The 17,341-nt window shown below is 40.8% G+C and carries 16 protein-coding genes; 11 read left to right on the top strand and 5 right to left on the bottom strand.

Going from position 1 to position 17,341, the window contains the following annotated elements:
• Nucleotides 1–11: 11 nt before the first annotated feature.
• From MusilaSJ_RS08440 to MusilaSJ_RS08430, 3 genes are all read left to right on the top strand, one after another.
• Nucleotides 12–761, top strand: a complete 750-nt coding sequence (locus MusilaSJ_RS08440) for an outer membrane beta-barrel protein (protein ID WP_342457026.1) — start codon at nucleotides 12–14, stop codon at nucleotides 759–761.
• 91 nt (nucleotides 762–852) lie between these two features.
• Nucleotides 853–1,224 carry a DMT family protein gene (locus MusilaSJ_RS08435; protein ID WP_090523799.1) on the top strand — a complete coding sequence of 124 codons (372 nt, stop codon included), beginning with the start codon at nucleotides 853–855 and terminating at the stop codon, nucleotides 1,222–1,224.
• 167 nt (nucleotides 1,225–1,391) lie between these two features.
• Entirely contained in the window at nucleotides 1,392–1,790 is a 399-nt protein-coding gene (locus tag MusilaSJ_RS08430; protein ID WP_274989556.1) for a GNAT family N-acetyltransferase, read from the top strand.
• A gap of 49 nt (nucleotides 1,791–1,839) precedes the next feature.
• Here MusilaSJ_RS08430 and MusilaSJ_RS08425 read toward each other — a convergent pair whose 3' ends face one another.
• Complete coding sequence (locus MusilaSJ_RS08425; protein WP_274989555.1) at nucleotides 1,840–2,658, bottom strand: N-acetylmuramoyl-L-alanine amidase family protein; 819 nt, start codon at nucleotides 2,656–2,658, stop codon at nucleotides 1,840–1,842.
• A gap of 223 nt (nucleotides 2,659–2,881) precedes the next feature.
• Here MusilaSJ_RS08425 and MusilaSJ_RS08420 point away from each other — a divergent pair, with 223 nt between their 5' ends.
• From MusilaSJ_RS08420 to MusilaSJ_RS08410, 3 genes are all read left to right on the top strand, one after another.
• Nucleotides 2,882–3,703: an alpha/beta fold hydrolase gene (locus MusilaSJ_RS08420; protein ID WP_274989554.1), complete on the top strand. Its 822-nt coding sequence runs from the start codon at nucleotides 2,882–2,884 to the stop codon at nucleotides 3,701–3,703.
• A gap of 416 nt (nucleotides 3,704–4,119) precedes the next feature.
• Complete coding sequence (locus tag MusilaSJ_RS08415; protein ID WP_274989553.1) at nucleotides 4,120–4,341, top strand: YdeI/OmpD-associated family protein; 222 nt, start codon at nucleotides 4,120–4,122, stop codon at nucleotides 4,339–4,341.
• Nucleotides 4,342–4,509: 168 nt separating this feature from the next.
• The gene (locus MusilaSJ_RS08410; RefSeq protein ID WP_274989552.1) at nucleotides 4,510–5,085 is read left to right on the top strand and encodes a YceI family protein; all 576 of its coding nucleotides are present in this window, start codon (nucleotides 4,510–4,512) and stop codon (nucleotides 5,083–5,085) included.
• A gap of 77 nt (nucleotides 5,086–5,162) precedes the next feature.
• Here MusilaSJ_RS08410 and MusilaSJ_RS08405 read toward each other — a convergent pair whose 3' ends face one another.
• Together MusilaSJ_RS08405 and MusilaSJ_RS08400 are read right to left on the bottom strand one after the other, a co-directional pair.
• The gene (locus tag MusilaSJ_RS08405) at nucleotides 5,163–5,384 is read right to left on the bottom strand and encodes a hypothetical protein (protein ID WP_274989551.1); all 222 of its coding nucleotides are present in this window, start codon (nucleotides 5,382–5,384) and stop codon (nucleotides 5,163–5,165) included.
• Nucleotides 5,385–5,557: 173 nt separating this feature from the next.
• The gene (locus tag MusilaSJ_RS08400; protein WP_129568859.1) at nucleotides 5,558–5,956 is read right to left on the bottom strand and encodes a hypothetical protein; all 399 of its coding nucleotides are present in this window, start codon (nucleotides 5,954–5,956) and stop codon (nucleotides 5,558–5,560) included.
• Between the two features lie 238 nt (nucleotides 5,957–6,194).
• Between MusilaSJ_RS08400 and MusilaSJ_RS08395 the strand changes: the two genes are divergently transcribed.
• The gene (locus MusilaSJ_RS08395; protein WP_176844376.1) at nucleotides 6,195–7,445 is read left to right on the top strand and encodes a DUF2130 domain-containing protein; all 1,251 of its coding nucleotides are present in this window, start codon (nucleotides 6,195–6,197) and stop codon (nucleotides 7,443–7,445) included.
• Nucleotides 7,446–7,891: 446 nt separating this feature from the next.
• Nucleotides 7,892–10,876, top strand: coding sequence for a lantibiotic dehydratase (locus MusilaSJ_RS08390; protein ID WP_274989550.1), 2,985 nt, complete (start codon nucleotides 7,892–7,894; stop codon nucleotides 10,874–10,876).
• A 1-nt stretch (nucleotide 10,877) separates the two neighbouring features.
• On the opposite strand, the gene MusilaSJ_RS08385 is transcribed toward MusilaSJ_RS08390, so the two are convergent.
• Both MusilaSJ_RS08385 and MusilaSJ_RS08380 read right to left on the bottom strand, forming a co-directional pair.
• A complete protein-coding gene (locus MusilaSJ_RS08385; protein WP_274989549.1) occupies nucleotides 10,878–11,615 on the bottom strand; it encodes a LytR/AlgR family response regulator transcription factor in 738 nt (245 codons plus the stop codon).
• Entirely contained in the window at nucleotides 11,602–12,690 is a 1,089-nt protein-coding gene (locus MusilaSJ_RS08380) for a sensor histidine kinase (RefSeq protein WP_274989548.1), read from the bottom strand. The genes MusilaSJ_RS08385 and MusilaSJ_RS08380 overlap by 14 nt, the downstream gene beginning before the upstream one ends.
• 150 nt (nucleotides 12,691–12,840) lie before the next feature.
• Here MusilaSJ_RS08380 and MusilaSJ_RS08375 point away from each other — a divergent pair, with 150 nt between their 5' ends.
• The 3 genes from MusilaSJ_RS08375 (at nucleotide 12,841) to MusilaSJ_RS08365 (ending at nucleotide 17,305) form a co-directional block, all read left to right on the top strand.
• Nucleotides 12,841–13,008, top strand: coding sequence for a hypothetical protein (locus tag MusilaSJ_RS08375; protein WP_274989547.1), 168 nt, complete (start codon nucleotides 12,841–12,843; stop codon nucleotides 13,006–13,008).
• A gap of 69 nt (nucleotides 13,009–13,077) precedes the next feature.
• A complete protein-coding gene (locus MusilaSJ_RS08370; RefSeq protein WP_274989546.1) occupies nucleotides 13,078–16,191 on the top strand; it encodes a lantibiotic dehydratase in 3,114 nt (1,037 codons plus the stop codon).
• A 211-nt stretch (nucleotides 16,192–16,402) separates the two neighbouring features.
• Entirely contained in the window at nucleotides 16,403–17,305 is a 903-nt protein-coding gene (locus tag MusilaSJ_RS08365) for a metallophosphoesterase family protein (protein WP_274989545.1), read from the top strand.
• The last annotated feature ends 36 nt before the right edge of the window (nucleotides 17,306–17,341 follow it).

Below are 17,341 nucleotides of genomic sequence, written 5' to 3'. Positions count from 1 at the left end.
TTTACGGGTAAATGAACCCTAAACACTATTATCTAACCTCTCCCTGCAGGGCGTATTTACTCCTCATGAAAAAATCAGCTATCTGTTTTAGGCTATTTTTAATAGTTATACTGTTTTGTTGTTTTAACGCTGCTATGGCCCAGCATCATTCCAGCCGGGCATTAACGTATGGCGGTGGAGGCAGCGGCGCTGTTAATTTTAGCGATGGCTGGGGCATAGCCGCAGGTACAGGTGTTGATATCCCGCAAGGTAATTTTAATTCTACCTTTAAACCTGCCATTAATTTTAATGCCAGCGTTTATAGGTTTTTAGGCCCCTTTACCGCAAATTTGAGCTTAGGGTACATGAACTTTAAGCCTGATGAATATTTAATTTCAGAAGAAGTTGAAGGTACCGGCTCAACTGCAAATACATATTATGCGGATATGCCCGTAGTTGCAGCATATGGCGGCGCCGCTTATAATATTGATGTAGCCGATAACTTCAGGGTGTATGGCGGTGTGAACTTAGGGGTATATTTTACTGATTTTGCTGTAGGTTATGAAATTGACGGGATAGATCCATTTGTTTATGATAAATGGTCACAATCATTATATTATGCTCCTAAAGTAGGGGTAATATTTCCGATAACCCCTAAATTAGGGATCAGCATCGAATCAAAATATAATTTCTTTTCCCAGAAACTAACTTTGGGCGATGTTTCGGGAAAACAAAACTGGAATTCGCTTTCGCTTGGGGCCGAGCTGGTTTTCAAGTTTTAATAATCGGTTTGTAGCGTTATGTATGGTAATTTGCAATTGCTGGTGATATAAAATCTCAATTTACTGATATTTGCGCCAAATATTTGCATTAATGAAAGGCTTACGTACCGTTACATTCCTGTTTATTTCCAACACCTTCATGACATTTGCCTGGTATGGGCACCTTAAGTTTAAGGAGTATGACTGGGGAAAAAACCTGAGCTTAATAGCTATTATACTTATAAGCTGGGGATTGGCGTTTTTTGAGTACCTGTTCCAGGTACCTGCTAACGAAGGAGGCTTTAAGGAAAACGGCGGCCCTTTTACCCTGGTAGAATTAAAAACCATTCAGGAAGCCATTACCCTCACGGTATTTATGATATTCACCACTCTGCTTTTCAAAAATGAAAAACTGGGCTGGAACCATTTGGTAGGTTTCGGGCTAATTGTGCTGGCGGTATTTGTTATTTTTAAAAAATGGTAATTAACTAACACTTAGGTAAAGCGGTCTGAATGATACGCTGTAAAACTTGCTGCCCGCTTACCGTTTTCATATTTGCTGGACTACCTGCTTTCTTAATCCTGGCTTATTGGGATAATGCGGATGCTGTTTACATTTGATTAAAAGCTTGTAAACAACTCAATAACAATATGGAAATAACTTATAAAACCGGTACAATACCATCCGCCCGGCAAGTGATAGAACTTTACGATGCAGCGGGGCTGAAACGCCCAACCCATGACGAGCAGCGGATTGCCAGGATGTACCAAAACTCAAACCTTGTGGTAAGCGCCTGGGATGGTGATAAACTGGTAGGCATATCCCGCGCGCTGACCGATTTTTGTTACAGCTGCTATCTTTCAGACCTGGCAGTTACTAAAGCTTATCAAAAAGAAGGGATAGGCAAAAAGCTGATTGAACTAACCAAAGAAGCCATTGGCGATGAAACTATGCTTTTACTGCTTTCGGCCGCAACAGCTATGGAGTATTACCCTAAAGTAGGTATGGAAACCGTTCATAACGGCTTTATCATCCACAGGATAAAATAAAAATAGGGGCAGCGGGGACGTAAATGTTGCAACCTGCCCCCATTTATTCTCAGTTCCCCTCCAAATTATTACGGTATTGCTTTAGCGCTGTTAGAATTGATCGTACAATTTCGTTTTGTCCGCTGGCCGAGTTCAGATATGCTTCATCAGATGGATTATTGATAAACCCGGTTTCAACCAGTACGGCAGGCATACCGCTTTGTGCTAATACCAAAACACCCTGTTCCTTTACGCCCAAACTATGCCTTCCATTAGTTTTGCGGAACTGGTTATCAACCAAATCGCCAAACTGAATACTTTGCTTGCGGTATTTTTGCTGAAACGCGTTAAGCACAATAGTATTTACTACTGCGTCATCGCCATAGCCATTGTATTTTTCTTTATAATCCTTTTCTATAAATATCGAAGCGTTTTCGCGCAAAGCTTCACGCTGTTCCTGGCTGCGGTGAAAGCCGTATACAAGCAACAAGGTTCCCCTTGATGATCCTTTTCGCTGGGGCGATGAATTGCAATGGATGGAAATGAACAGGTTGCCGTGATTGTCGTTAGCGATATCGGTACGTTTGTGCAACTCAATAAAAACGTCGGTACTGCGGGTCATTACCACTTTTATACCGCTCATTTCATCGTTTATGGCATCCCTTAACTTTTTGGCGATACTTAACGAAACGTTTTTTTCCTTTGAATAAGCCCCGTGCGATCCGGGGTCTTTTCCTCCGTGTCCGGCATCGATAATAACCGTTTTAAACTTGAAACGATTGGGGGTTGCTGCGGACTGTTGCCCAAAACACCTGGTGGCAAAAAGCACGCATAGCAAAGAAAAAAGCGAAGTAATTATTTTATACTTTTTAGGAAAGGTAGCAGGCATGAACATATATGTATACAGCTTTATAAACATTCATTCTATAACAAATAATTATAGGTATGATATTGTTTTAACCGTATGGTTTAAAAAGCGCTTTGTTAAAGTGCGCAAATATAATACATGTTTGATTTACAGCACTATCTAAAAAATATTTGCTGAGCCAGGCAACAGAAGTTTAAACTATGCATTATCTATGTATATTTAATGAACTTAAATCGGGCCGATCATGATGTTAAAAAAACTGTTGTTAGCTGTACTGGTATGCCAGGCATTTATGGCCTGCAGCCAGCAAAAAGGTATTGTTTATGGCGATAATGCCGCTGCCGGTAAATATTATGATGTTAGAGGGATAAAGCTTTACACCGAAGTTTATGGTAAAGGCAAACCCCTGTTAATGATCCACGGTAACGGGGGCAGCATCAATGCTTTCGAAAAAAACATACCCTATTTTGCTAAAAAGTATAAAGTTATAGCTGTTGACAGCCGAGCGCACGGCAAATCTGCCGATCCGCGCGATTCACTTACTTTTGAAATGATGGCCGATGATTTTGCTTCTTTGCTTGATGTAATGCACATTGATTCGGCTTATGTAATAGGATGGAGCGACGGCGGCATTAACGCGCTGGTGATGGCTATGCGCCATCCCGAAAAAGTGATAAAACTGGCTTCGACCGGCGCCAACCTCTGGCCCGATTCTACAGCCCTTATACCTTCGCTATGGAAGAACATGGAAAACGAATATGCCAGCAAAAAGGATTATCATTTTATCACCGCCAAAGAAAAGAACGACAGGAAGGTGTTTATGCTTGATTATAAAGAACCCAATATTAAACTGTCGGCATTGAAAACTATTAAATGCCCGTCGCTGATTATTGCCGGCGACCATGACCTTATTGTAACAACACACACCGTTCAGATAGCCGAAAATATTCCGAACGCTTATTTATGGATCCTGCCTAATTCGGGCCATGGCACATTGGTTGAACATGCAGGTGATTTTAATAAAAAGGTTGACGATTTTTTTGAGCAACCGTTTCACCGGCGTTAAAAAGGTATAAAGAGGGGGATATAATTGGTTATAAGATCTTTAAAAAGATGGCCCGGTTATTACGCCGGGCTATCTCACATAATTACTTTAATTTAGTAAAATCTCAATTACTTTAGGTAACAATTTTATTTGCCTTAGGTTTTATAAAATTTGCGTTACATGTGCCTTTCGGGCAAACTCACAATAATAATTATAGCCTGATACCGTTTTTACAATAACTCAACCGTAAGCTAACCTGCAGCTTTTACTGTTTAAGTAAAGTAATATGGAATCAAAAAACCAAAGGCTGCTTATCGACACGCTTTTAGCTATCTCATTTCTTTTAGCGGTTTTACTTGCCGTAATTATGGTTTTTCAACCCGGTGTTTATTCCAATTAATTATCTTTATCAGGAAATAAACCCAGATAAGAAGACCATGCTTAAACCCGGCGAACATATTGAAAGTACACCTGCCGAACTGCAGGCCCTGCTTGACAGTGATACTGAAGCCCATGCGTTTTTTGCAAGCCTGTCTAAATCATATAAACAAGGTTATTGTGATTGGATAGGCTCGGCTAAGCAGGAGGTTACCCGTAAAGTAAGGGCCGATAAGGCATTGATCATGCTCCGTAACAAACAAAAAACCTTAAAAACCTAAGGTATAAATCTCTCAGAAATAGTTTACTTTTCTTGTAAGTTCTACTAAAATGGTAGTATATTGTCATCCGATTTCAATAAAAGAATGTTTAAACACTTATTTTGCTTGAAATATGGATCATTTATATACTTTTGAGCCATAAATCAAAAACAAAAAAGAAATTAAACAATGAAAAAGATTTTTATCCTGTTAGCAGCAGCATTCAGCTACACGGCGGCATCGGCACAAACTACCTGGACTGTAGACAAAGCGCACTCAAACGTTAAATTTACAGTAACCCACTTAATGGTATCTGATGTTGATGGTATTTTTAAAAACTATGATGCAACCATTACTGCCGCTAAACCTGATTTCAGCGACGCTAAATTCCAGATCAGCATACAAACCGCTTCAGTAACTACAGATAACGATCAGCGCGATAAACACATCACAAGCCCTGATTTTTTTGATGTTGCCGCTTACCCAACCATCACTTTTACCAGCACCGGTATCACCAAAACATCTGATAAACACTACAAACTTACCGGTAACTTAACCTTACACGGTGTAACCAAACCGGCTTCATTTGATTTATGGTACCGTGGTACTATCCAAAACCCAATGAGCAAGGCTGATGATGCAGGCTTCCAGTTAACCGGCACCATCAAACGTTCTGACTTTAACTTCGGTTCAAAATTTGGTAACGCTATGGTAAGTGACGAAGTTGCTATTAAAGCAAATGGCGAGTTTGGCAAAGCCAAATAATTGCAACAATATATTAACAGGAACGGCGCGGATAACCGCGCCGTTTTTTTGTTTTTATGATACAGGCAGTTGAAGATCTATGCTTGGGAATGCAGGTACTGCATTTTTAATCCCTGCTTTTTTTGATAGCGGATTATCAATGTACAAATACCAATTATTGAAATAAGGGCCGCACTCGCTACTACATGTGTAAAGGGTACTTTAAACTCCGGATTGATAAGCGTTTCGGTTATGTCAGGAATGATGATGGCGATGAGGGGCAAGCAGGAGAATAGCCTCAGGAAACCAAGTTTTTTCATAAAAAAGTGATAATGGTATTTAGCGCAAATAATGCGCTGCAAATATGTCACTATGTTTCTTTTTATAAAATACCCGTTACACGGTATTTTTACAACCTGAATTGGTAATTTGCTGAGCAACTGCTTAGCTTTGAAAGAAGCGCCGGTAAAAAGAGGGAGAAAAGAAGATCCGCTTAGGCCTTGCGGGAAAGCAGTTGTTTTAGGGTATTAAACCACAATTGATTTTTAGCTCCAAAAAGAGTATGATCAACAATAAGATATAAGGTGATAAGCTCTTCTTTTAGCCTGTAGCGTAGTCTTAACGGCTGCCAGAATAAACCATTGTTCCGTACCATCGAACGTTTGTAAAGCTCGTCAAAACCTAAATATAACTGCTCAAGGCTATCAAGCGGGATATGTTCATAACTATCGCCGTCAAGTACAAGGCTTTTAGGGGTAAGTATAATTTCGCCGTTATAATGGTGTGGTGGCGGGGTAAATGCAAATAATGCTCCTCCGTCATTTGCCAACCCTAATGTGGCCAGGTCATAATCGTGACTCCACATTACCTTTCCAATTCTCAATATCTGCATGTTATAAACTTCGGTATTTTAAACGGCATTTACAACAGATTGTTATCATTGTAGTTTCATTTTGTTACAATAATGTTAATACCCCTTATGGGTTACCATATCATGTGCTAAACAGTAAAATCCCTATCTTTGGTTTACAGGAAATATTTTCCTTTTATAAAGTAATTGAATAGTATCAATAATCAAGTTATTAGCTTAAAGCTTTGTGCATTCTGCTCTCAGCTTTTATATAAATAATATGGCTACAGAAGTTAAGTGCCCAAGTTGTGGTTTCGGTTTTCCGATAGAGGAGGTAATGGCCGAGGAGTATAAAAAAGAGCTCAGGGTTAAAATGATGGATTATACCCGTCAAAAAGAGGAGGAATACCGCAAAAAGGATGAGGAGTTTTTAAATAAGGAGCGCCAGCAGCAGGCAGCCTTTGAACAAAGGCTTAACAACGAAAAAAAGCAATTGCAGCAAACGCTTGAAGATAACCTGCGTAAAACCATAAGCCAGGATTTTGAGAACCAGCTTGTACTGCTCAAAAATTCAGCCGCTGAAACTGAGGAAAAACTAAAACTATCACGCCAGAAAGAGCTGGAATTTTTGCAGCGTGAGAAACAGCTGCATCAAAAGGAAGAAGAGATGGAGCTTGCCGTACAGCGCAAGCTGCAGGAGCAGCGGAACGAACTTACCGACCAGATCCGCAAGCAGGAAGCCGAGCGCCATAGCATAAAAGACACCGAATACCAGTTAAAAGTAAAAGAGCTTGAGAAACAGCTTGATGATCAGAAGAAACTGGCTGATGAAATGAAGCGCAAAGCAGAGCAGGGTTCTATGCAGCTGCAGGGCGAAGCCCAGGAACTGATACTGGAAGAGTTATTACGCAATTATTTCCCGTTCGATATCATAAGCGAAGTAGGGAAGGGCGTACGCGGTGCCGACTGCGTACAAACCGTGCGCAACCAGTTTGGCCAGGAGTGCGGCCGCATTATTTATGAAAGCAAGCGTACCAATGCTTTTTCGGCAGACTGGATCGAGAAGCTTAAAAAAGATATGCGCAGCATGGGGGTTGATGTAGCCGTTATTGTAACCCAATGCTACCCGAAAGGGATGGATTGCTTTGGCGAACGTGACGGGGTTTGGATCTGTAGTTTTGACGAGGTAAAGGCGGTATCCTACATTTTAAGGGATGGGGTGATGAAATTATCAAACCTGGCCAAATCTCAGGATAATAAAGGTGATAAAATGCACCTGTTGTACGATTACCTTACCAGCAGCGAGTTTTCGGAGCAATGGAAGGCTATTCGTGAAGGATATATGAGCATGCGCCAATCCATTCAGCGCGAACGCGATGCCATGGAAAAGTTATGGAAAGCCCGCGAAAAGCAGCTGGATAAAGTGCTGCTAAGTGCCGCTCACATCCGCGGCAGTATTGAAGGGATTGCGGGGAGTGATACTATTCAGCTTAACCTTACCGATGATGAGGATGCGTTGCTATTAGAGTAATTAATGTAGTTTCAGTCGTCCATATGTTCCTGCAAACGTCATCGCTTGTGGTTATCATGCCGTGTCATGCAGATTGCTTACAAATAGATAACCTGAACCCCGACTATTAGTTAAGGCGCCTGGAACTATAAGTTCTTAAATACTGAAAGATGATATTTTATAAGTTTTTGCTGCCCTATTTTGGATAATGTACGTGTAAGATGATTATATTTTGATTGTCTTGCCCTATACATCAATTTTTGCGTTAAGTAGAGAAGCATGACAGCAGGGCGCTATTAACTCAAATAACATTAAAGATCATTTCAACAAGAATGATTGATCAATTGAGTTTTGTAGTAATCATATTATAAACAAAGAAATAGACAACACCCATAACAAACCTGCTAATAAAAATAGCTTTTACTTAAATTAGCTGTTTACATACTGAACCTTGCCTGTACATCCAGATGAAAGTTAATTTTATTAACGGTTTAATTTTACGCTCGGCTGCTTTGTCGTACAGGCAAAAGCTTGATAAAAAAAACTTGCTTACATTATGGGATAACAGGCTAATCAAGGAAAGTATTTACATAGCAAGTAAATCGCTTTATAATGAACTGGATGCTTTTTTTGCAAACAAGCGGCAAACAAAAGCTAAAGAAGCTCAATTACTATCAAGTTTTTATAAATATATGGCCCGTATGGCAAACCGGGCTACGCCGTTTGGGCTGTTTGCGGGTTGTTCGTCAGTTTACTGGGGGGATGTTAATAAAGTAAAACTTTCGGCAAAGTTCAGGAGCCATGCAGTGCCCGATGCTGTGGTGAGTTTTTCGCTTGCCAAACAAATTGAAAATGCCAATCAATTATCTGCAGGATATAAGCTTAATAATACCCTTTATAAAGTGGGGGGCGATTTACGATTTATTACTTATCAAATTATTGATAACCAAAGGGTTTACCAGGTGAGTGCTATTGCATGCAATGAGGTGCTTGATGATGTAGTTGCTGTAGTTGGTGATAAAATATGGAATAAACAACAGCTGCTCGAAAAATTCCCGGATTTTGAGCCTGATGATTTTATTGTATTTATTAATGACCTTATTGAAGGGCAACTGCTAAAACCGGCATTTGAACCGGCAATAGGGTGTGATTTCCCTGTTTTTTTGCAAAAGACTGATGATGCGGAATTAAGCGATACCATTAATGAATTGGTCGGTTTGCTTAATAAAATTAATAATGGAGATGCAGAAAGCTCAAACTGGTTTTCGTTCTATACCGCTATTGAACAAATTACCAACCACATAACCGGCAGGGAACTTAAAGACCAGGTACATGTAACCAGGTTTAACGAGATGGAAAGCCGGGAGCTTGACCAATCATTGCAATGGAAAATAACTAAGGCGATTGTATTGCTTAATAATGTGAGTGCCGTGGCTCCCAATAAAAGGATTGAGCAGTTTAAAGGCAGGTTCAGGAAAAGGTATGAGGAGCAGAGCGTACCGCTGCTGGAGGCATTTGACACCGATACAGGAATCGAATACGGACAATGGTATGAGCATGAAACCCTTTTTACAGAAGGGCTGTACACCGGAAGTGAAGGGGGCCCTTCGTGGGTGGATTATACAGAAATAGATTTTAAAATGCTCAACCTGTTAAACCGCGCCAAAATTGAAAAACAGTATAAAGTTATTATACCTGATAATTTTGCCAGGGAACGCAGCCCGGATCATTTGCCATTTTCCATGTCGGCGGTTTTTCAGCTTTTTGAAAACGATATGGTATACCTGGAAAGAGTTACCGGGCCCGGCGCTTTAAGCATGATAGCACGGTTTGCAGTTGGGGATGCCGAAATTTATAAAACAGGTTTAGAGATAGCGGCAAAGGAGATCGCCAACTGCCCGGATGCCATGTTTGCCGAAGTGATCCATATGCCCGAAGAACGGATCTTAAACGTTATGATGCACCCGCCTTTCTGGCCTCACGAACTGGCTTATATTGATGATGCCAAGGGAAGTTCAGTTTTGAGGCTTGACGATATCTACATAAAGCTTGAGCAGGGCGTTTTTAAATTGTTTTCAAAAAAACATCAGCGGGAAGTAGTTCCGCGCTTAAGCAGTGCTTATAATTATAACAGGTCGCAGCACCCCATTTACACCTTTTTGTGCGATATCCAGCATCAGCGGGGCAATGGCAGCTTAAGTTTTAACTGGGGCGCACTCTCAACAGATTTTGTGTTTTTTCCACGCGTTGAAACCAGGTTTGGCGTTATCCTGCACCGTGCTACCTGGAAGTTTACCCCCGCTATTTTGGGTGAACTTTGCAAGGCTGAAAAATTCATGGATAAATTCGGCGATTTGTTTAACAGCTTTAGGAATGAGTGGTTACTGCCCGATAAATTTTATATAATAAAGGGCGATAATGAATTACTGATTGATACTGAAAATGAAATTAGCATACAGGTACTTGCAAAGGAAATAGCAAAGCAGGACCCGGTTTTGATTTTATCTGAGTGTATTCACCTTCAGCATGAGGCTATTGTACGAGATGCGGATGGCAATCCTTATATGCACCAGTTTGTTGCACCCCTTTATTTCGACAGGCCTTTAAAGCCCCCATATTTTCAATATATTGAAAATACACTTCAGCGTAATTTTTTTCCCGGCAGCGAGTGGTTGTTTATCAAGCTATATCTCAGTAGTAATATCGCCAATGAGGTGCTGTTAAAATTGGATGAACTGTTAAATTATTCAGGCACTGTTAAGATAAAGCAATGGTTTTTTATCCGGTACCACGACCCGGATAATCACATCCGGGTTAGGATTAATTTGCTTAAGGAGGTTGATTTTCAAGATGTTTACCTGGCTGTGCGCGAGGTGTTGTCGCCATTTTTGACAAGCGGGCAGCTTCATGTTGTACAGCTTGATACCTACGTGCGCGAACTGGAACGTTACGGGCAACAAATTGAACAGGCCGAGGGCCTTTTTTGCATTGAAACTTCATTTTGCTGCAGCGTATTCAGGCTGCTTGAAAGCAACCGCTATGATACGGAAGACTGGCTCCTGATTTTTTGGCTGATCAAAGATTACTTAAACCTGATGAGCCAGGACCTGAACGACCAACTGCAATTTGTTGAAAGGCAGCAGGCTTATTTTTTTGCCGAATTTGATGATAAGGCGGTTAAAATACAGATTGATCAGTTATATAGAAAATATCATGGCAGCCTTAATAACCTGCTTTTAGCATATGATGACCTGCTTCGGCAAAAAAGAATGCAGGTAGAATTACTGCTGCAAAACTACACTATTGATTGGAATGTGAAGTTTTTGAGCAGCGTGATCCACATGGCAGTTAACCGCTATTTTAGCAACCGGCAGCGCCTGCATGAGTGCATCCTGTACGGGTTGCTCTTAAAGTTCCTCAAATCGGAAAAAGCCCGGAAAGGGAAAGGATAGCTTACTTAAACATCTTATTATTGAGCAGTGCGAAAAAGCTGTCGCGGTAAGTAACCCCTATGGGGATCTTTTCTTTGATCTTATCAAAGGTCACCATGTTGCCATCAATGGCTTTAATGCGTTTTAAAGCAATAATATATGATTTATGGGTCCGCGCAAAATTTTCCTGGGGCAGGGTGTCAACCAAGGTTTTCATGCTCACCAGCGAGATATGCCGCTCATTTTCTGTAAAAACCGAACAGTAATTTTTAAGCCCTTCTATATAAATGATATCTTCAAAATTGATGCGCACAATTTTACCGTGATCGGTTTTCAGGTAAAATGAGTCGGGCTTTGGCTGCAGGTCAATAACCGGGACCGGCTTATTTGATGAAAGCAATATTAGCTTATCAAGGGCTTTTTGTGAAGCCTGTAAAAACCTGTCGAAAGCAAAGGGTTTAAGCAGGTAATCAAGTACATTGTTTTCAAACCCTGCCAGTGCAAATTCACTGAAAGCAGATGTTATGATGATCTCCGTGCTTTTAGGTAGCATTTTAATCAGGTCGATACCCGAAAGCTCAGGCATGTTTATATCAAGAAAAATGAGGTCAGTCGCTGATCCTTTTAAATACAATAATGCGTCAATAGGATTGGTAAACGTTTCGGTAAGGTTAATGAAAGGCACCTTTGATATAAAATCGCTTAAAATATCAATGGCATAAGGCTCGTCCTCAACTATAATACAGTTAATTACTTTCATGATACTTTAAAGGCATGGTAAGTTTGCATTCATAGCTGTTGTGCGTTTCATCCACCAATAGTTCATATCCGTCCCGGCCATACTCATCCGTTAATCTTTCGCGAATATAATTTAATCCTATCCCGTTCGATTGTATTTTGTTAACGCTGTTATTGTTTTTATAATTAAGCGAATAAAAATGCAGCATCCCATCTTCAACAGTAATGCTCAACACAGCCTCCTTTGTGCTTTGATTGAAAATACCGTGCTTAAACATGTTTTCGATAAGGGTAATTAAAACCAATGATACTACCTTATACGGAATAACACCGCTTTCGATACTTATCTTCATAAAAAAAGCTTTGCTGCGGTCTTCATGAATTTTTATGAAGTCTTTGATGTAGGCAAGCTCACTTTCAAGGCTGCTAAACCCGTCCTCATTTTTGGTTAATGCATACCGCATGATGTTTGAAAGTGTAATGATTGACTGCCCAACTTCGGGGAGCTTCTTATAAGTTTCAGCATATAAAAAGCCGAGTGTATTAAATACAAAGTGCGGATTGATTTGGGATTTGATGACGTTTAGTTCGGCTTGAAGGGCTTTCTTTTCTAATTTTTGCTGCTCCTCGATAAGGTTGAGCTTTTCCAATTTATGTATAACTACTTCACGCTCCTTTTGCACTAATTCTCTAAAAATGGCATAAGCCAAACCCATTACAACAAAATATATAGCACGCATAATAAACGCAGTTATGCGAACTTTTGTAGCATCAGCTCCAAAAACTGAGTGGTCTAATATTGAATCATTAACTATTTTTAGTATTACAGATATAAAAATGATAGCAGTAGAAATAACTATCATCAAAAGCACGACCCCAATAATAGTTTTTACTTTTTCTTTCAATAAGGCATAGCTGTAACTAATACTGTAAAAAGTTGCGGCATTTACTATGAACGACAATAATGTACCGAGTGGTCTTATGCCAAGCCCTCCGAAATATCCAATAATTGCTTCATAAAGCGCATAACAAACCCAAAATAGCAAATGTTGAGATATTGTTTTTAGTCTCTTATTAACTTCAAACCTTGTTGTCATATTTTTTTTCGTCCCTGTTCTGGGGCATTTTGGTCATTAAGAATTGAGCATTGGTACTAATTATTTCTTCTGCACCAGTGTGTTAGCCAAATTTATGCTAATCACAATCCAATAATCAATAATTCATAACCCTTTTAAGTCATTAAAATTATGAAAAATCATGACAAAGCTTCTTTACCAAAGATTCAAATTAAGCAAATACAGGTTTTAAATCGTGTAGTAAATAATTCAATAATTAAGAATAACAACGCCGGCTATTATTTGCAAACCGGTACTACTGTTGAGACAGCAACCACCACCACCAATACAGGTTTCTAACGGGATCAGCATAAATGAACCAAAGTGCGGGTGATATTTATTAAACGGCGATCATCATTGGTAACCACTATGAAAACAGCCAAATTATCCGAACAGTATAAATTTTCATCAAGCCTGATGCTCAGATTTCCTGCATTTAATAGCGTAGGAACAATTGATAAGGAAACTATCAGGGCATTCACCAGAGATGAGTTATTTATGCAGGCGCTGTGGCTTACCTCTAAAGATCTGTATGAAGCGGTTTTGCATATAGATGATATTACCGACGCGAAAAAACTGGAAAAGCTTGAAATAACCCTTGCCAAATTTATTAACAGGAGCGCTACCGGCACCAATCCATCAGGGTTATTTGCAGGTTGCGCTCCTGTTACCTGGGGGGATACTACCGATTTACAGCTTGGCGATGCTTACCAGTATGTAAGGCTTAATGTTGCCGCGGCGGTTAATTTGAACGGCCAAATTTTAAATAATCGTGTCATACGGACATTGTTAAGTTACAGGGCAAATAAAACAATGTATACCTTAAACGGGGTCTATCGTAAAATTGACCGTCAAACCGCAAACTGTGGTAAATACAAAGCATCGCCGGTAAAGATATCTGATGATCTGCAGGCGGTTATCGGGTTTTGTGAAAGCGCCCGGACATACAATTCGATAGGCTTATTTATAACGCAAACGCTTGGCAAAACTCCGGAAGGTGCCGCTGTTTTTTTGGACCAATTGATTAAAAACCAGGTTTTGTGGAGTGAGCTTGAACCGTGTATTGACAGTGGAGAATACCTTGACCAGGCTATTGACATTTTTACCCGCTTGTCACATCAAAGTGCACAAGCACAAAACTATTTATCAATACTGAATACCGTTAAGGAGGTGCTGACCGGTACCGATAATGTAATTACAAAAAATAATAAGGTTGCTATGATTTTGAAAGATTTGCCAGGTGATGCCTCACAGGGGACATTGCTGCAGGTTGATTATTTTAGGCAAGCAGATTCAGCTACGCTTGATAAAGCTTATGCCGATAAATTGCTCGATGCCATTGATCTGCTTAACCGGATCACACCCAGGCACCAAAGTAAAAACCTGGAAACGTTTATAAAACGCTTCCGCGACAGGTATCATGAGCGGGAGATTTTGCTTACAGAAGCGCTTGATCCTGAAAAAGGTATCGGCTATGCCATAAACAGTTATACAGAACCATCCGGCTTTGCAGCTGACAAGCATGATCTGCAATATACCAGTGCCGTGAAGTGGCTTATCGGGCAAATTGTTAATAACCCGGGGCGGGAAATTATACATTTAAAGAAATCGCAGTTTGACAGCGTTAAGGCTTACGATGATGAGTTGCCCCCAAGCTTTTCGGTAATGTTCCGTATTTCGGGCCATGATGAGCCCTTGCTGTATCTTGAACATTGCGGGTGGCCGGCCGGTACCTCCATGTTTGGCCGTTTGGCCAATGCCGAGCGGAATTTTGGCCAGATCCTTGATGAAATAGCCGAAACAGAAACCCGTATTTATGAGCCGGCTATAGTTGCCGAAATTGTACACTCGCCTGATGACTGCCTGGGGAGCTTTATCTCCGCACCATATCGGGATTACCAGTTTCAAACGCCGGTAAGCACCGGCGACCAGAAAGTTAATTTAACAGATTTGCTTGTGTCTGTTAAAGGAGATAACGTTGTTCTGCGTTCGGCCAAATTAGGCAAACGGATTATCCCCCGCTTAAATACAGCATATAATTATGGCATGACGGCCTTACCGGTGTACAGGTTCCTGGCCGATTTGCAATGCCAGGATTCAAAATACCAGCTTGGGTTTAACCTTGATATATTACCTAAACTTGGGGTAACTAAAACGCCAAGGGTAGTTTATGAAGGTGTAATATTAGCCTTAAAAACCTGGTACATGACCAATGCTGATTTACAGCAGCTGTTAAAAGAACTGGCAGTTGATTACAACGAAGCATGGGCGAAGTTTGTTAAATACTGGGATTTGCCCGAGGCTTTCGTTTTTACAGATATTGACAGTGAATTGGTTGTACATACCAACAGCAGGCTTGAGGTTGCTGCATGGCTTTCGTCATGCAAGAAAAAGAATGAAATTATTTTAAAGGAATACATTGGCGAACGCGATAATATCATGCTTAAAAAGAAGGATGAAAAGTTTATCGGTAACCAGTTTGTCGCTGTTTTAAAACGGGGCGAAAAAGTAGCCGGCAAATATACCAGTATGGGGCCGCTTAGCACAAACGTGGCCAAACGCCAGTTTTTCCCGGGTGATGAATGGCTGTATGTAAAACTATATTGCGGTATTGAAACTGCCGAGCATGTAATAGGCAATGAGCTGATACAGCTAAGCAAAAAGCTTTACCATGAAGACCTGATTGATCAATGGTTTTATGTACGATATGCCGATCCTGAACCCCATATTCGTTTCAGGGTCCACCTTGCTTCTGTATTTGCACTGGGGAGGGTAATTCAAAATATTAACAGTTCCTTTTCGGCCTTAATTAAATCAAAGCAGATCTGGAAGGTTCAGTTTGATACCTACGAGCGCGAATTGGAACGTTACGGAGAAGCGTCGATTGAGCTTGTTGAACAGTTGTTTTTTAATGATAGCCTTGCCATAGCCAGTCTTATATCAAGAGCGGATGTGACCGAAAACTTTGAAGAGCTGAGGTGGCTCTGGGGACTGTTATCAATTGACAGGCTGTTGAATGATTTTGATTTTCAAATCGAACAAAAGAGCGAGCTTATGGAGCTGCTTGTAGCCTCATCATATCCGGACGTTAATTATGATAACCTGCTTTCAAAGCAACTGACTTTTAAATACAGGCATTGCCGCAACAAGATTGAGGACCTTTTTGTGGAAGGTGCCGCGGTTGCAGGCAACGACCTGCTCAGGTACCGGAGTTTAAACAACAGACCGGCAGCTTTATTGCTTGCCGAACTTATTTCATCCGGAACGGTGCCGCAGGATTTGAACCTGCTTGTGATCAGCCTTATTCAAATGAGTATGAACCGCTTGTTTAAGACCAGCCAGCAGGTTCACGAACTGGGGGTGTACGATTTTCTGCTGCTTTATTATAAATCAGTTTTGCAAAACAAAGAAATGGCTTACAACAATAAATACATTGCCGGGGCTGTAAATGAGTACATGCCAGGCAGGCCATATCTTCAATAATTAATAGCTAAGCGCTCCGAAATAATATTTTAACCTTCCCTACACAAATCTATTAAGCCTTCTGCTAACGCGGAAGGCTTTTTGCTTTATATAAATGTTTCGGTCATTATTTTCTTAATAAAAGTTTAACAGAAATTCCCGCGGCTCACCAATATTATAAATGTATTTTTAACCCCAAAATTGCCTGAACCCAGGAGGCAGCTTTTATATTATGGAAAGAAGATCAGCATTAAAAAATATAGGCGGCCTGCTTCTGGCACCTTCATTAGCACTTGGCAATACAACACCGGCTGCAAAGCCGGCATTGCGGGTAGCCCACATTACCGATGTGCACCTGAAGGATAAGTTTGATGCCCCTGCCAGGTTTACCAGGTGCCTCCACCACCTGCAGCAGCAAACGCCAAAGGTTGATATGGTATTAAATGGCGGTGATATTGTTTTTGATATGAACAAGGAAAACATCGGCACTATCAATGATCAATGGAAACTGGTGCAAAACATCATGAAAAATGAATGCAGTTTGCCCGCTCATTATTGTTTGGGCAACCACGATATCTGGTGGTACGAGGACGACAAGGGCCAGGCCATCTACGGAAAAAAATACGCTTTGGATAAGTTACAGCTTGTAAAGCCCTACTACAGTATGGTTAAGAATGGCTGGAAGGTTATTGTGCTGGATAGTGTGCATTTAGATATTGATAATACCTGGTATATAGGTAAGCTGGGCGATGAACAGCTTAACTGGCTCAGCGATGAGCTGAAAGCTACGGACGCCAATATGTCGGTAATGGTTATGTCGCACATACCGATATTGACGGCTTTACTGATGATAGAGGATGATATTGTAAACAAGTGGACAATGCTTGGCGGCGATATGCATACCGATACGGCTAAGATCATTAACCTGTTTTACCAGCACCCCAACGTAAAGTTATGTGTGAGCGGTCACCTGCATATGCGCGATAAGGTAGTTTATAACAATGTTACCTACCTGTGTAACGGCGCCGTTTCCGGTGCCTGGTGGGAGGGGAACCGCCGGGAAACAGCCCCCGGCTATGGTTTGATAGACCTGTATGCCGATGGTACTTTTGAAGAAAAGTATGTGAATTATTAAAGTATAAAAAAGGGGCAGGCTAAATCAAATAGCCTG

This window comes from Mucilaginibacter sp. SJ (assembly GCF_028993635.1).
Classification (GTDB): Bacteria; Bacteroidota; Bacteroidia; order Sphingobacteriales; family Sphingobacteriaceae; genus Mucilaginibacter.
This window is presented reverse-complemented; position numbering and strand designations above follow the sequence as displayed.

Bases quoted from the DNA above. Each gene is read 5' to 3' on its own strand.
- MusilaSJ_RS08440 (WP_342457026.1), top strand. From the start codon at position 12: ATGAACCCTAAACACTATTATCTAACCTCTCCCTGCAGGGCGTATTTA.
- MusilaSJ_RS08435 (WP_090523799.1), top strand. From the start codon at position 853: ATGAAAGGCTTACGTACCGTTACATTCCTGTTTATTTCCAACACCTTC.
- MusilaSJ_RS08430 (WP_274989556.1), top strand. From the start codon at position 1,392: ATGGAAATAACTTATAAAACCGGTACAATACCATCCGCCCGGCAAGTG.
- MusilaSJ_RS08425 (WP_274989555.1), bottom strand. From the start codon at position 2,658: ATGCCTGCTACCTTTCCTAAAAAGTATAAAATAATTACTTCGCTTTTT.
- MusilaSJ_RS08420 (WP_274989554.1), top strand. From the start codon at position 2,882: ATGATGTTAAAAAAACTGTTGTTAGCTGTACTGGTATGCCAGGCATTT.
- MusilaSJ_RS08415 (WP_274989553.1), top strand. From the start codon at position 4,120: ATGCTTAAACCCGGCGAACATATTGAAAGTACACCTGCCGAACTGCAG.
- MusilaSJ_RS08410 (WP_274989552.1), top strand. From the start codon at position 4,510: ATGAAAAAGATTTTTATCCTGTTAGCAGCAGCATTCAGCTACACGGCG.
- MusilaSJ_RS08405 (WP_274989551.1), bottom strand. From the start codon at position 5,384: ATGAAAAAACTTGGTTTCCTGAGGCTATTCTCCTGCTTGCCCCTCATC.
- MusilaSJ_RS08400 (WP_129568859.1), bottom strand. From the start codon at position 5,956: ATGCAGATATTGAGAATTGGAAAGGTAATGTGGAGTCACGATTATGAC.
- MusilaSJ_RS08395 (WP_176844376.1), top strand. From the start codon at position 6,195: ATGGCTACAGAAGTTAAGTGCCCAAGTTGTGGTTTCGGTTTTCCGATA.
- MusilaSJ_RS08390 (WP_274989550.1), top strand. From the start codon at position 7,892: ATGAAAGTTAATTTTATTAACGGTTTAATTTTACGCTCGGCTGCTTTG.
- MusilaSJ_RS08385 (WP_274989549.1), bottom strand. From the start codon at position 11,615: ATGAAAGTAATTAACTGTATTATAGTTGAGGACGAGCCTTATGCCATT.
- MusilaSJ_RS08380 (WP_274989548.1), bottom strand. From the start codon at position 12,690: ATGACAACAAGGTTTGAAGTTAATAAGAGACTAAAAACAATATCTCAA.
- MusilaSJ_RS08375 (WP_274989547.1), top strand. From the start codon at position 12,841: ATGAAAAATCATGACAAAGCTTCTTTACCAAAGATTCAAATTAAGCAA.
- MusilaSJ_RS08370 (WP_274989546.1), top strand. From the start codon at position 13,078: ATGAAAACAGCCAAATTATCCGAACAGTATAAATTTTCATCAAGCCTG.
- MusilaSJ_RS08365 (WP_274989545.1), top strand. From the start codon at position 16,403: ATGGAAAGAAGATCAGCATTAAAAAATATAGGCGGCCTGCTTCTGGCA.